Source organism: Luteibacter aegosomaticola, from assembly GCF_023078475.1.
GTDB lineage: Bacteria > Pseudomonadota > Gammaproteobacteria > Xanthomonadales > Rhodanobacteraceae > Luteibacter > Luteibacter aegosomaticola.
The window spans coordinates 4,500,623-4,513,816 of record NZ_CP095741.1 but is presented as its reverse complement, the minus strand read 5'-3'; the positions used below and the strand labels follow the sequence as shown (position 1 = coordinate 4,513,816).

Sequence of the window (13,194 nt, the reverse complement as noted above, 5' to 3'; positions counted from 1 at the left end):
TTTCCTGCCCGGCACATCGTGTGTCGCCAGGAGGGCTTGCCATGAACCAAACCATTGTCATGAGAGGTACGTCATTGACACATATGCGTCAATGGCGTATCTTCCCGCCATGATCTTCGTCGAGACGCCGCTGTTCACGCGGCGGGTTCGTGAGCTCCTCGACGATGACCAATACATCCGGCTTCAACACGCGCTTGCCGCCTACCCCGACGCAGGCGACCTCATCGAAGGTACCGGTGGGCTTCGCAAGGTACGGGTGGGTGCGAGTGGCCGCGGCAAACGCGGCGGCGCACGGGTCATCTACTATTACTTCGCGCAGCGGGCACGCATCGCCATGCTCCTGATTTATGCAAAGAACGAGCGAGATGATCTCAGCCCCGATCAACGCGCCACATTGCGAAAAATCGTCGAACACTGGAACCAACCACCATGACTACCTTTTTCGATGAACTGCTCGAAAGCGTCCAGCACATGGACGAAATTCACCGCGGCAAGCGCGCGCCCTCGCGTGAGTTCCGTGTGGATCCGGCCACCATCAAGGCCATTCGTGAGTCCACCGGGCTGTCGCAGCCCAATTTCGCCAAGGTGCTCGATGTGGATGTCGGCACCTTGCGCAACTGGGAGCAGGGGCGCCGGGAGCCGACGGGCCCGGCCCGGGCGTTGTTGCGGGCTATCCGCAACGATCCCCAGCACGTGATGGCCGCCCTGGTGGGGTGAGCTCGCCACAGACGGCAAGGGCATGGGACCGATTGCCGCACTTTGCCGCACCGCGCCTTGGTCGGCTGGGGGGCCGCGTTAGAATTGGCCTACGTCGTGCGGGTGTAGCCACCCCATGAAGATGCCCAGCGCCACCATGGCGATGAGCAACAGGGAGAGGCCGATACGGCGGGTGAGCGCCCAGACAGTGCGCTTGCTCTGGCCCTTGTCGGTCATCATGAAAAACAGCGCCTGGCCCAGGTTGAACAACACCACCAGGAGCAGGACCACCAGCGCGTACTTGTAGATGGTTTCCACGTGACCGTTCCGCTTCATTGCGACAATCCGAGTATAGCGGTGCGCACGCGGGGCTTTGCATGAGCTTTCTGCGCCGCCCGACGTGGTTCGCTGTCGCACTTACCGTGGCGGGCGTGCTCGTTTTCGTGCGCCTGGGTGTGTGGCAGCTGGACAGGGCGGCCGAGAAGGATGAACTGCTGCGGCGCTACGCCGCAGCCAGCGAGGCGCCGCTCGAGGATTTCGCCGGCGTGGCCGCCCAGCCCCCGGCCGAGCGCTACCCAAGGGTCGCCGTGACGGGGGCCTTCCTGCCTGGCCATCGCTACATCCTGGATGACCAGACCCGGGCCGGACAGGCCGGCGTCCACGTCTACGCCCCGTTCCAGCCCAACGGCGACAACCATGCCGTGCTGGTCGATCTCGGCTTCCTGCCGCGTGAGGCCGGTGCGCAGCCGCGCCTGCCGCCGGTGCCCGTCGCACCGATGACGGTGCATGGTCTTTACGTTCCGCCCCCGGGCGTTGGCGTTCGGCTGGGTGGCGACCGCCTGCCGGCGCAGAAGGGCGAGGACAAATCCGTGGTGTATGTGGACGTGGGCGAGATCGCCGCCGACCTGCACCACTCGCTGTATCCTCGCGTGCTTCTGCTCGATGCCGATCCGGCGACGATCTACGCGCGCGAGTGGACTCCGGCGGTGATGCCGCCAGCACGCCATCGCGCGTATGCCTTCCAGTGGTTCACCTTTGCGCTTGCCGCGGTGGTGATCTTCATCCTCCTTCATCGCAACAAGCGGCAGCGCCCGCGTAACGAGGCCCCATGAGCGAATCGCAAGCCACGCCCGCCCGCTCGGGCCGCCTGAAGCTGGTGCTGATCATGCTGGTGTTTCTCGCGCCCATCGTGGCGGCGGGCATCCTCACGCTCACCGGCTGGCAGCCGCAGGGCAAGGGCAATGGCCAGCCGATCCTGCCGCAGCGCTCGTTCGAGGGCGTGCAGGTGGATGTGGCGGGCAAGCCCTGGGCCTGGCGCGATAGCGAGCCGCGGCTCACGCTGGTCGTGCTGCCGGGGCCGAGCTGTGCTTCCGAATGCGTGAAGACCCTGGGCCTCGTGCGCAATGCCCGGATTGTCCTGAATCGCAATGCCGATCGCCTGCGCCTGCTGTATCTCGGCGTGGCGCCGGCTGGCGCGGATGCGCAGGCCGTCATGCCGGATTACACGATTGGCTCGGCGCCTGCCGATACGTTCGCCCCGTTCCGTCCGACCACCCCCGACAGCGTCGCGCTGGTGCTGGTCGAGTCCAACGCCACCGCACTTGCGTGGTACCCGGCGGGATTTGACCCGAACGGCCTGCGCAAGGATCTGCAGAAGGTGATCCGCTGATGTCTCCCCGCGCCGTGAAAGCCCTGCGCACCCTGGCCCTGCTGGCCGCGATTTTCGCGTTCTGCGTGGTGATGTTTGGCGCGTTCGTGCGCCTTTCGAACGCCGGCCTTTCGTGCCCGGACTGGCCCACCTGCTACGGCAAGGTGACCTGGCCGGGCCACGCGAACGATATTGCCCAGGCCAACCAGGCGTTCCCCGATCGCCCGTACGAAGACCACAAGGCCTGGCGTGAACAGGTACACCGCTTCCTCGCGGGTAGCCTCGGTGTGATGGTGCTGGCCATCGCGCTGATTGCCGCATGGCGCCGCAAGATGGCCGTCGTGGCCGTCATCGTGGCAGCTGTGTTCGCGGCCGTCGGCGTCGTGCTGTACATGCGTGGCGCGTACGTGGTGTCGTCGATACTGTCGGCGCTGGCCATTGCGCTGCCGCTCATCGCCGCCGCCGTGCTTGATCGTCCGGGTGCGTGGCGCGTCGGCGTCGCGGCTCTGGCCGTCATCATCTTCCAGGCCATGCTCGGCATGTGGACGGTGACCCTGCTGGTGAAGCCCATCGTGGTCACGGGCCATCTGCTGGGCGGCCTCGCCACCTTCGCGCTGCTCGCCTGGGCCGCGCTGCGCTGGTGGGGTGTGGGCGCGCGCGATGAGCGCTTCGCCGCCCTGCGGACGCCGGTCGCCATCGGTATCGTGGTGCTGGTGTGCCAGATCACCCTGGGCGGCTGGACCAGCACGAACTACGCGGCGCTCGCCTGCGGCACCGATTTCCCGAAGTGCCTGGGCCAGTGGTGGCCGCAGACCGATTTCCACGAGGCTTTCATCCTGTGGCGCGGCATTGGCGTGAACTACGAAGGCGGCGTGCTGGATATGGCCGCGCGTAGCGCGATCCAGATGGCCCACCGCATCGGTGCAGGTATCACCTTCCTTTACCTCGCTTGGCTTTCGCACAAGCTCGCCCGCGCCGGCCTGCGCAAGATCGGCATCGGCATCGCCGTGGTGCTGGTCGCCCAGGTGCTGCTCGGTGTCGGTAACGTGCACCTTGGCCTGCCGCTGCCGATGGCGACGGCGCACAATGGCGTGGCCGCGCTGTTGCTCTTTACCCTGCTCGCGGCGTTGGCCAGCACGCAACGCCTGCCGTCGGAGACGCCGTGACCAAGTTCAAGCAATACCTGGAACTGACCAAGCCGCGCGTCGTCGCGCTGCTGGTGTTCTGCGCGGTCATCGGCATGTTCCTGGCCGTGGATTCGGATGGGAACCGCGTGCTGCCCACCTGGCATGCTGGCATCTTTGGCACGCTGGGTATCTGGCTGGCGTCGGCTTCGGCGGCGGCGTTCAACCACCTGATCGATCAGCGCATCGACAAGATCATGGCGCGCACCTCGCACCGGCCGCTCGCCACAGGCGAGCTCACGCCGATGAAGGTGTTCGTGTTCGCGATGACGCTGGGCATCCTGTCGATGCTGGTGCTGGTGTTCCTCGTGAACATGCTCACCGCGGTGCTCACGTTCTTCTCGCTGATCGGCTACGCGGTGATCTACACCGCTTACCTGAAGCGTGCCACGCCGCAGAACATCGTGATCGGCGGTATCGCTGGCGCAGCGCCGCCCGTGCTGGGCTGGACGGCCGTCACGGGTTCGCTGCACCCGTACGCGCTGCAGCTGCTGCTCATCATCTTCGTGTGGACGCCGCCGCATTTCTGGGCGCTGGCGATCTTCCGCGTGGATGACTACTCGCGCGCCCAGGTGCCGATGCTGCCGGTGACCCATGGCGTGAAGTTCACCCGCTGGCACATCTTCTTCTACACCGTGCTGCTGTTCCTGGTGACGCTGCTGCCGTTCCTCACTGGCATGAACGGCCTCATCTACCTGTTCGGCGCCGTGGTGCTGGGCATCGGGTTCCTCTGGTACGCCGTGCGGCTGTTCACGTCCACCGACGACTTCTTCCCGATGAAGATGTTCAACTACTCCATCATCTACCTGATGGTGCTGTTCGCCTTCCTGCTGGCCGACCACTGGCTGGTGGAACCGATGGTGCACCTGCCGGTACGGTTCGACCCGATCGTCTGATCGGCGCCTCGCGATCCACAACATGGTAGGAGCCCACCCTGTGGGCGACGCCGTTCGCGAAAGACCCGCAGGGCCTGCGCGGCGGGGCGAAAGATGTCGCCCACAGGGTGGGCTCCTACAAGGGTTTCGTGGGTTTGCCGGACCAGTAGCCGGCGAGTAACGAGCCTGAAAGGTTGTGCCACACCGAGAACAGCGCCCCGGGCAGCGCGGCGAGGGGCGAGAAGTACAGCTTGCCGAGTGTCGCGGCCAGGCCGGAGTTCTGCATGCCGACTTCGATAGCCAGCGTGCGGCAGGTGCTTTCGTCGAAGCGGAACAGCTTGCCGCCCCAATAACCGCTGGCCAGGCCGATGGCGTTGTGCAGCACCACGGCGGCGAAGGTGACGAGGCCCACCGTGGCGATCGAAGCCTGGCTGCCGGCCACGACGATGCCGATCAGGATCAGCACGCACAGCATCGAGAAGAGCGGCAGGCCGGGTTCAATGCGCCGGACGAGCGAGCCCAGCGTGTGGTGGATGATGAGGCCCAGCCCGATCGGCAGCGCCACCAATTCCACGATGCTCACGAGCATGCCAAGCGTATCGGGCTTGATGCTGGTGTCGACGTAGAGGCTTGTCAGCAGCGGCGTGGCGACCACGCCTACGAGTGCCGAGACGGACGACAGCGTTACCGACAGCGCAACGTCACCCTTGGCCAGGTAGATGATCACGTTGGAAGCGGTGCCGCTCGCTACGCTTCCCACGAGCACCATGCCAGCCGCGAGGTCAGGCGGCATGCGGAACGCCTTCGCCAACAGCCACGCCGCCAGCGGCATCACGAGGTAGTGCAGGAACGTGCCGGCTAACACAGGCGCGGGACGCAGCAGTACGCGACGGAAATCACCAACACTCAACGTGACGCCCATGCCGAACATCACCAGCATCAGCAGCTGGCTGATCCATGGTGCGGCGGGCAGGAACACACCGGGCCGCGCATAGGCCAGCAGCGAGACGAGGACCGCCCACAGCGGGAACAGGCGCGTGATGTGCTTCAGCATCTCAGAACGCCGCGTGGACCCAGTTCGCCACCGCGTCCGGATGTTCCATGTGCAGGTGGTGGCCACCATCCATATGGGTGACGCGGATGTTGTCCACGCAATCGATGCGGACCTGGAGCCCGTCCGGTTCGAGATACGGCGGGTGGGGGTTGGCGAGCAGCAACGACGTCGGCGCGGCCAGCCCGAGCAACAGGGCCATCACCTGCGTTTCCGCCAGGCGCACAGCGGTGGGGCGCGAGAGGCGCGGATCGCTGCGCCAGCTGAAACCACCTTCCACGGCGTTGAGGCCACGCTCGACGATGTGCCGGCCGAGTGCTGGCGCGAGGCCGCTCGCGAGCGCACGTGCGTCCGCAGCGGATTCGATACTGGGGAAGACCCGCAGCGGGCGGTTGCCCGTGGTCTTTAGTGCCATGGCCTCGCGGAAACGATCGAGCGTGCGCGAGCCATCGTCACCGAGCGGGCCAAGACCTTCGATGAGAGCGAGGGCACGCACGCGTTCCGGCGCCGCCACCGCCAGCATCGTGGTCACGCCTGCACCCAGCGAATGCCCGAGCAGATGGAACCGGGGCAGGGCGAGTGCATCCGCCGCGGCAAGGACGGCCCGCACGTAGTCCACGTGCTGGTAGATGGTGGATTCGGGCAGGTGATCCGAATGCCCGTGGCCAGGCAGGTCCAGGGCGATCACATGGAACCGGTCGGCGAGTTTCGGTGCGAGCAACGCGAAGCTCGCCGCGTTATCGAGCCAGCCGTGCACCATAAGCAACGGCGCCGCATCCGGCTCACCCCATGCGAGACCGCCCAGCTCCATGCCGGGGATCGAAACCTTCAGCTCACGCACCGGCGCCTGCCTTTCGCGCGCGTTCGCGGGCGGCGGCCAGTTTCACCGCCTCGGCGGCGGGATCGTACGCAGGGTCGAATTCCGGCCAGCCCTGGGTGTGCTTCAGGACGAGATCGGCGAGCGCGGCCACGTGGTCGGGGGCGCTATTGAGGCAGGGGATGTAGTTCAGCGTCTCGCCGCCCGCTTCGCGGAAGAAATCGGCGTTCTGCATGGCGATCTCTTCCAGTGTCTCGAGGCAGTCGACGGCGAAGCCTGGGCTGATCACGTCGATGCGCTTGATACCCTTCGCGCCCAGCGCTTTCACCGTCTCATCGGTGTACGGGTGCAGCCAGCGTTCGCGCCCCACGCGAGACTGGAAGCTGAAAAGGGCTTCTTCCTCGGACAGGCCCAGCGCTTCGCGCAGCAGGCGCGCGGTGGCATGGCAATGGCAGTAATACGGATCGCCGGCCCGGGTGTAGCGCTCGGGGATGCCGTGGAAGCTCATCAGCAGCTTCTCGCCACGGCCGTTCGCTTCCCAGTGAGCCCGCACACTGGCGGCGAGGGCGGCGATATAGGCCGGATCGTCGTGGTAATCGTTGACCTGGCGCAGCTCGGGCGGCCAGCGCAGGCCCTTCACCGTATCGGCCACGGCGTCGAAGACGCTGCCGGTGCTGGTGCCGGAGTACTGGGGATAGAGCGGGAGCACCAGCAGACGGCGTACGCCTTCGCGTTGCAGCTTCGCCACGGTGTCGGCCACCGATGGCTTGCCGTAGCGCATGGCCAGCGCGACGGTGACCGGACCTGGCCGACGCCGGGCGAGCTCAGCGCCCAGCGATGCCGCCAGCGCCTCGCTGCCCACCCGCAGCGGCGAGCCCTCGGTGGTCCAGATCCGCTGGTAGGCATGGGCCGAGCGCTTGGGGCGGATTCTCAGGATCACGCCGTGCAGGATCAGCTTCCAGAGCAGGCGCGGGTACTCGATGACGCGCGGATCACCAAGGAATTCGGCGAGATACGGCCGGACGGCCGCCGCCGTGGGCGCGTCAGGTGTACCAAGGTTAACCAGGAGCACCGCTGCCTTCGCAGGAAGGTCATGGGAATGCTCGTTCAGGCCGGTATAGTTCGGGGTACCTGGCATCGGATTCGGTGTTCGCGGGGACCCATGCAGTCTGCCATACGCTGGTGCCTGCCTCCCGGAACACAGTGTCACGGATCCTGCCTAAAGCGTTCAAAAGGAGCCACCGATGACCCCACGCGTTTCCCTGCTTGCCCTCGGCCTTGCCGCACTGCTGCCCTCCATGGCTGCCCAGGCCGCCGATCCCCCGCGCAAGCAGGCCAGCGAGGCCGTGCGCGTCCTTGATGAAATGATGAATGACGCACCGGACAAGTCGATCCCGGGCGACCTGCTTAAGAATGCCTGCGCCGTGGCCATCATTCCGGGCATGGTCAAGGGCGGTTTCGTCTTCTCCGGCGCCAAGGGCGAGGGCGTGATCGCCGAGCGCCGCGACTGCACCGGCGAGTGGTCGAACCCCAACTTCATCTCCACGGCCGCCGCCGGCGTGGGCTTCCAGGCCGGCATCCAGTCGATCGACGTCATCCTGGTGTTCCGTACCCACAAGGGCGTCGACCAGATCATCGATGGCCAGTTCACCATGGGCGCCAGTGCCTCCGCGGCCGCTGGCCCGGTCGGCCGCTCGGCCATGGCTGCCACCAATGGCAAGATGAACGCGGAGATCTACACCTATTCCCGCGCCAAGGGCCTGTTTGCCGGTATCTCCCTCGATGGTTCCCGCATCAGCATCGATGATGATTCCAACGAGGAGATTTACGGCCCCGGCATCACGGCCCGCCGCATCTTCGAGGGCGGTGTGACGAATGTACCAAGCGAGGTGGTCTCATTCCGGGATAAACTTGAGGAGTACACTCAGAAGTGAGTCCCTCCCGGGCGGCGCCTGAACCAGGTGCCGCTCCCGTCCCAAACGGTGCCCCAGGGGGTGCCCCGAGGTTTCCATGAGCATTACCCATATCGTCCTCCTGCTGCTCGTCGTCGTGCTGATCTTTGGCACGAAGAAGCTGCGTAACATCGGCTCGGACCTGGGTGGCGCCATGCGCGACTTCAAGAAAGGCATGGATGGCGGCGACGAGGAAGAGCAGCGCCGCCGCGACGCCGAGAAGCTGCGCGCCGATAACACGGCCTCCTCCCAGGAAAATGTCCGGCGCGATAGCACCGAGACCCACGACCGCAACCCGTAAGCGGCGTTTCGCGCCATGATCGAGATCAGCTTCGGCAAACTGCTGCTGCTCGCGCTGGTGGCGCTTATCGTCATCGGCCCCGAGCGGCTGCCCCATGCCGCCCGCACGGCAGGCGCGCTGCTGCGCCGCGTGCGCAATGGCTGGGATAGCGTGAAATCCGAGGTGGAGCGCGAGATCCAGGCGGAAGAGATCAAGCGCACACTGCGCGAGACCGCCGAGAGCGCCCGCGCCGCCCAGGACGATGTGCAGAAGAACTTCCGCGATGCGGGCCAGGGCGTCAGCGGGGCGTTCCGCGATACCGAGGCCCAGGTACGCGATGCGTATAGCGAGGCCCAGTCCGCCCATGCGGGCCGCCGCGAGCCCGACCCGGAGCGCGACATGCTCCCGCTGAACCCGGGCGAGGCGCCCGGCCGGAACGAACCGCATGACCGCACCTGATCCATCGGCCGAAGACGAGCTCGAACAAGGCCTGTTCTCCCATCTAGTCGAACTCCGCAGCCGCCTCATGCGGGCCATCGTGGTCCTGCTGGTGGTGCTCCTCGCACTGGTACCGCTCGCCAACCACCTCTACGCGGAACTGGCCCGGCCCCTCGTCGAGAAGATGCCCAACGGCGCGCACCTCATCGCCACCGAGGTCGCCAGCCCGTTCGTCACCCCGCTGAAGCTCGCGTTCTTCGTGGCGCTGTTCATCAGCATGCCCATGATCCTGTACCAGCTGTGGGCGTTCATCAGCCCGGGCCTGTACCGGCATGAAAAGCGCCTGGCGCGGCCGCTGCTGGTGGCCTCGCTGGTGCTGTTCTATGCCGGGTGTGCCTTCGCGTACTTCGTGGTGATGCCGGCTGCCTTCAAATTCCTCAACGCCGTCACCCCCGATGGCGTGGAGATGATGACGGACATCACGCACTACCTCGATTTCGTCACCCTGATGTTCTTCGCCTTCGGCCTCTGCTTCGAGGTGCCGGTGGCCGTGGTCATCCTGGCCGCCATCGGCGTGGTCGATGCCGAGAAGCTCAGCAAGGGCCGTGGCTACGCCATCGTCGGCGCCTTTGCCATTTCCGCGTTCATCACACCGCCCGATCTGCTTTCCATGGTGATGCTCGCTGTGCCAATGTGCCTGCTCTACGAGCTGGGCCTGCTGGCGGTACGTTTCCTGCTGAAGGCCCCCGAACGGGAGTAAGTCATGGCCGGGAGTCGCGGCTGGCTGGCGGTAAAAGGTAAGGCCGGCGAGGCGGTACTCGCCGAACTGGACCTTGTCCGCACCGGCGAGACGGCCTCCCATGCCCAGCGCGGCCTCTTTATCGCGCTGCCCAGCGGCTGGTTCGTCGTCATCACCCGGTTTGGCTCCCCGTTGCTGACGGAAGATTCCCTGCTGCCCCTGTCGCGGGGCTGCACGGTGGTCGGCGTCCAATGGGACGAAAGCGAGATCAGCGTGGCCACGGCCTACGTGGACGGCAAACCAGCCTGGCATGTCGAGCACAACGGCGAAAGCGGCGTGCGCGTCCTCGTGACCAGCGGCGAACTGCCGCCCTCGTTCGATATCCTGCACGCCCGCTTCGAGACCGAGCAGGATGCGGCGGATATCACCGGCGAAGACGTCGATTGCTTCCACGCGCTGCCCGTCGAGCTGGCCGAAACCGTCACCGGGTTCGAGTACGAGCTGGGCGCCGGTGCCTATGGCGTAACGGCGTTTGAAGCATGGAAAGTCGGCCAGGAAGCCATTCCCCGCGCCGCATCCCGTCGGCTGCGCCGCCGCATGGCACGCTCCGCCCGCCCCTGGTGGAAATTTTGGTAGGAGCCCACCCTGTGGGCGACGCCGTTCGCGGTAACGCCACAGGGTCTGTGGCTCTTTCGCGAAAGATGTCGCCCACAGGGTGGGCTCCTACAGGGGTAGCGGGGTTTAGCGGTGGTTGAGTGCGAGGCCTTTCAGCACGTTCAGCGCCTGGGAGAGGGCGTAATCCTCGATCGCGAGCTTGCCGTCATCGTCGTTGGCGGTCTTCGCCTCGGTCGATGCTTTCTCGTTCGCGAGATGGTTCGGCAGGTCGGCTTCTGACCCGATCAGTGACGGCGCGGTATCGCTCTTGTTCACCGCGAGATCGGCGAGCGCGATATCCGGCTTGATGCCCTCGGCCTGGATCGAGGTGCCGTTCGGCGTGTAGTAGCGCGCCGTCGTGATCTTCACCGCGCTGTCCTGGTCGAGCGGCAACACCGTCTGCACGACGCCCTTGCCGAACGTACGGCGGCCCATGATCAGCGCGCGGTGGTTATCCTTCAGCGCGCCCGAGACGATTTCCGCCGCTGAGGCCGTGCCGTTATCGGCCAGGATCACCATGGGCGCGCCGTTGAGCAAATCGCCCGGGTGCGCGTCGAAATGCAGGTTCGCATCCGGCAGGCGGCCCTTGGTGGTCACGATGGTGCCGGAATCGAGGAAGGCATCGGCTACGCCCACCGCCGTGGTCAGCAGGCCACCCGGGTTGGAGCGCAGGTCGAGCACCGCGCCACGCGGCGCGCCGTTCTTCTTGATGTAATCGCCGAGCTTCTTCTCCAGGTCGGTCGCCGTATCTTCCTGGAACTGGCTCAGGCGGATGTAGACATAGCCCGGGTCGAGCTGGCGCACCTTCACCGAGGTGACATTGATGCGCTCACGGGTGAGCGGCATGTCGATCGGCTTGTCGGATTTCTCGTGCAGGATGGTGAGGACTACCTTCGAACCCGGGTCGCCGCGCAGCTTTTTGAACGCGTCGTCGATGTTTTCCTGGTCGACGACCATGCCGTCCACTTTCAGGATGGTGTCGCCTGGCTTGATGCCCGCACGGGATGCCGGTGTGTCGTCGATCGGCGACACGATCTTCAGCAGCCCATCGACCTGGAGCACCTCGATACCAAGGCCGCCGTACTGGCCGGTCGTGTCCTCGTCGAGTTCGTCCAGGCCTTCCTTGTCCAGGTACTCGCTGTGCGGATCGAGGTTCTGCAGCATGCCGCTGATGGCGGCCTTCATGATCTTCTTGTTGTCGAGCTTCTCGACGTACGCCTGCTGGATGATGTGGTACACCCGCGTGAAATTGCGGATGTCTTCCAGATCGACGGTATCATCGGCCTTGGCCGACACGGCGGCCGCCGTGGTGCTGGACGCGGCGGGCGCGTCGGGCTGCTTCACCGGCGCTTTCTTCTCCTGCGCCTGGGCGGGGAGCGCCAGCGCACCGGCGAGGGCCAGTGCAAGAGCGATGCGAAGGGGGTGCTGGCGCATGCCTTTCTCCGTGGTCAATGCTTTTTCGCTAGCCAGCCGCGCGCATCAATGGGTTTGCCACCCTGGCGCAGCTCGAAATACGCGCCGTTGTCGCCGGCCGGCGCCGCGGCGGTGCCGACGGCTTCGCCGGCCTCCACCATGTCGCCCACGCCGTGCAGCAGCGTTTCGTTGTTGCCGTACATGCTCATGAAGCCGTTGCCGTGGTTCACGATGATCATCATGCCGTAGCCGCGCAGGAAGTTGGCGAAGACCACGCGCCCGCGTGCCACCGCCTTCACCTCGCTGCCGCGCGGCGCCACGATGATCACGCCGTTGCCGAAGGCGTGGACCGGACCGTTGGCGGGCCAGGGCAGGTTGCCGCGCAGGTTGCCCAGCGCCGGGCCTGCCGGTACGCCCTTGGGCGCAGGCGCCGGTTCGGCCGCCTTCGCGGCATCGTCGATCACCTTCTGCAGCTTCGCCACCAGGGCGTTCATGTCTTGCTCGTTCTGCTTCAGGGCACCCATGCGCTGGGCCTGGTCCTTGTATTTCGCATCGGCCTGGGCCACCAGCTTCTGCTGCTCCGTACGCTGGCGTTCCAGGTCGCCGGCGCGCTTTTCGCGCTCGGCCTTCGTGGCCGCCAGCTTCTCCTGCTCGGCGGTAATCGCGTTTTCGACATCCTGCAGGCGGGAAAGATCCGCGAGCAGGCCCTTGATCCGCTCGAGCCGGTTTTCCTGGAAGTAGCGCGAGTAGGCGAGGGCGCGTGAAATCCGGTTGATGTCCTCGTCGCCGAGCAGCAACTGGAGGTCCGAGCCCCGGCCCAGGGTGTACGTCGCCCGGAGCAGGTCGCCCAGCGCGCCCTTGTGCTTCTCCAGCTCGGCCTGCATGCCGGCCCGCTGCTGGTTCAGCTGGTCCAGGTCGTGCTGGCGCTGGGCCAGCTCGCCATCGGTATTCCGGACGGCCTTGGCGGCCGCAGAGACTTCCTCGGCCTTTTTCGCCAGGCTGGCATTGGCGCTATCCCGGGTGTTGGCGGTATCCCGCTGATCCTTCGTGAGCGATTCGATCTGCTCGCGGACCCCCTGCAGCTTCTGCCGGGCCTCGTCCTGCTCCGCGCGCGCCTTGCCATCCTGGGCCGCATGGGCGGGCAGGGCGGGAATGAGGCTGGCGGCGGCAAGGGCTAGGATGAGGGCGTGAAGACGGAGGTATGGGCGCATCGCCCGATTATGACCCATCCCGATACCCCTCCGCCGTGACCGGGCGCCTGTAGGAGCGCGCTTGCGCGCGATCCGCCGGGCGACCGGACCCGCCCCGTGTAGGAGCGCGCTTGCGCGCGATTTCCCGGACGTCCGGGCCTGGGCGGGGAAGCCGCTCCGCCCTGCCGCTGATCGCGCGCAAGCGCGCTCCTACGGGGTCTGGTGGGGCATGAGACGTGAGGTTTTCGTTCGGACGT

The 13,194-nt window shown here is 66.1% G+C and carries 17 protein-coding genes; 11 read left to right on the top strand and 6 right to left on the bottom strand.

The window, feature by feature from the left end; all coding sequences use genetic code 11:
• Positions 1-109: 109 nt before the first annotated feature.
• The gene (locus tag L2Y96_RS20280; RefSeq protein ID WP_247329881.1) at positions 110-433 is read left to right on the top strand and encodes a type II toxin-antitoxin system RelE/ParE family toxin; all 324 of its coding nucleotides are present in this window, start codon (positions 110-112) and stop codon (positions 431-433) included.
• Entirely contained in the window at positions 430-717 is a 288-nt protein-coding gene (gene nadS, locus L2Y96_RS20275; protein ID WP_247329879.1) for a NadS family protein, read from the top strand. Before L2Y96_RS20280 ends, nadS begins: the two co-directional genes overlap by 4 nt.
• A gap of 78 nt (positions 718-795) precedes the next feature.
• Here the strand turns inward: nadS and L2Y96_RS20270 are convergent, their stop codons facing one another.
• Entirely contained in the window at positions 796-1,032 is a 237-nt protein-coding gene (locus L2Y96_RS20270; RefSeq protein ID WP_211352661.1) for a twin transmembrane helix small protein, read from the bottom strand.
• Between the two features lie 41 nt (positions 1,033-1,073).
• On the opposite strand from L2Y96_RS20270, the gene L2Y96_RS20265 reads away from it, so the two are divergent.
• Genes L2Y96_RS20265 through cyoE form a run of 4 tightly spaced genes read left to right on the top strand, consistent with a single transcriptional unit; the run spans position 1,074 to position 4,424 of the window.
• Positions 1,074-1,808 (top strand): SURF1 family protein, encoded by a 735-nt coding sequence (locus L2Y96_RS20265; RefSeq protein ID WP_247329878.1) that lies wholly within the window; start codon positions 1,074-1,076, stop codon positions 1,806-1,808.
• Positions 1,805-2,365: a hypothetical protein gene (locus L2Y96_RS20260; RefSeq protein WP_247329876.1), complete on the top strand. Its 561-nt coding sequence runs from the start codon at positions 1,805-1,807 to the stop codon at positions 2,363-2,365. Before L2Y96_RS20265 ends, L2Y96_RS20260 begins: the two co-directional genes overlap by 4 nt.
• Positions 2,365-3,510 (top strand): COX15/CtaA family protein, encoded by a 1,146-nt coding sequence (locus tag L2Y96_RS20255; protein ID WP_247329874.1) that lies wholly within the window; start codon positions 2,365-2,367, stop codon positions 3,508-3,510. Before L2Y96_RS20260 ends, L2Y96_RS20255 begins: the two co-directional genes overlap by 1 nt.
• Positions 3,507-4,424, top strand: coding sequence for a heme o synthase (gene cyoE, locus L2Y96_RS20250; RefSeq protein WP_247329872.1), 918 nt, complete (start codon positions 3,507-3,509; stop codon positions 4,422-4,424). The genes L2Y96_RS20255 and cyoE overlap by 4 nt, the downstream gene beginning before the upstream one ends.
• Positions 4,425-4,539: 115 nt before the next feature.
• Here cyoE and panS read toward each other — a convergent pair whose 3' ends face one another.
• Genes panS through hemH form a run of 3 tightly spaced genes read right to left on the bottom strand, consistent with a single transcriptional unit; the run spans position 4,540 to position 7,409 of the window.
• Entirely contained in the window at positions 4,540-5,457 is a 918-nt protein-coding gene (gene panS, locus L2Y96_RS20245; protein ID WP_247329870.1) for a ketopantoate/pantoate/pantothenate transporter PanS, read from the bottom strand.
• Position 5,458: 1 nt separating this feature from the next.
• Entirely contained in the window at positions 5,459-6,295 is an 837-nt protein-coding gene (locus L2Y96_RS20240; RefSeq protein ID WP_247329868.1) for an alpha/beta fold hydrolase, read from the bottom strand.
• Positions 6,288-7,409, bottom strand: a complete 1,122-nt coding sequence (gene hemH / locus L2Y96_RS20235) for a ferrochelatase (RefSeq protein ID WP_247329866.1) — start codon at positions 7,407-7,409, stop codon at positions 6,288-6,290. The genes L2Y96_RS20240 and hemH overlap by 8 nt, the downstream gene beginning before the upstream one ends.
• A 106-nt stretch (positions 7,410-7,515) precedes the next feature.
• On the opposite strand from hemH, the gene L2Y96_RS20230 reads away from it, so the two are divergent.
• The 5 genes from L2Y96_RS20230 to L2Y96_RS20210 all read left to right on the top strand — a co-directional run bounded on the left by L2Y96_RS20230 (position 7,516) and on the right by L2Y96_RS20210 (position 10,316).
• Positions 7,516-8,205, top strand: a complete 690-nt coding sequence (locus L2Y96_RS20230; protein WP_247329864.1) for a lipid-binding SYLF domain-containing protein — start codon at positions 7,516-7,518, stop codon at positions 8,203-8,205.
• A gap of 76 nt (positions 8,206-8,281) precedes the next feature.
• Positions 8,282-8,524 carry a twin-arginine translocase TatA/TatE family subunit gene (tatA, locus tag L2Y96_RS20225; RefSeq protein WP_247329861.1) on the top strand — a complete coding sequence of 81 codons (243 nt, stop codon included), beginning with the start codon at positions 8,282-8,284 and terminating at the stop codon, positions 8,522-8,524.
• Between the two features lie 15 nt (positions 8,525-8,539).
• Positions 8,540-8,962: a Sec-independent protein translocase protein TatB gene (gene tatB, locus L2Y96_RS20220; RefSeq protein ID WP_247329858.1), complete on the top strand. Its 423-nt coding sequence runs from the start codon at positions 8,540-8,542 to the stop codon at positions 8,960-8,962.
• Positions 8,949-9,701 (top strand): twin-arginine translocase subunit TatC, encoded by a 753-nt coding sequence (gene tatC, locus L2Y96_RS20215; RefSeq protein WP_247329855.1) that lies wholly within the window; start codon positions 8,949-8,951, stop codon positions 9,699-9,701. Before tatB ends, tatC begins: the two co-directional genes overlap by 14 nt.
• 3 nt (positions 9,702-9,704) lie before the next feature.
• A complete protein-coding gene (locus tag L2Y96_RS20210) occupies positions 9,705-10,316 on the top strand; it encodes a hypothetical protein (protein WP_247329852.1) in 612 nt (203 codons plus the stop codon).
• 105 nt (positions 10,317-10,421) lie between these two features.
• Here the strand turns inward: L2Y96_RS20210 and L2Y96_RS20205 are convergent, their stop codons facing one another.
• Positions 10,422-11,768, bottom strand: a complete 1,347-nt coding sequence (locus tag L2Y96_RS20205) for a S41 family peptidase (RefSeq protein ID WP_247329850.1) — start codon at positions 11,766-11,768, stop codon at positions 10,422-10,424.
• Positions 11,769-11,782: 14 nt separating this feature from the next.
• A complete protein-coding gene (locus L2Y96_RS20200; RefSeq protein ID WP_247329847.1) occupies positions 11,783-12,958 on the bottom strand; it encodes a murein hydrolase activator EnvC family protein in 1,176 nt (391 codons plus the stop codon).
• Between the last annotated feature and the right edge of the window lie 236 nt (positions 12,959-13,194).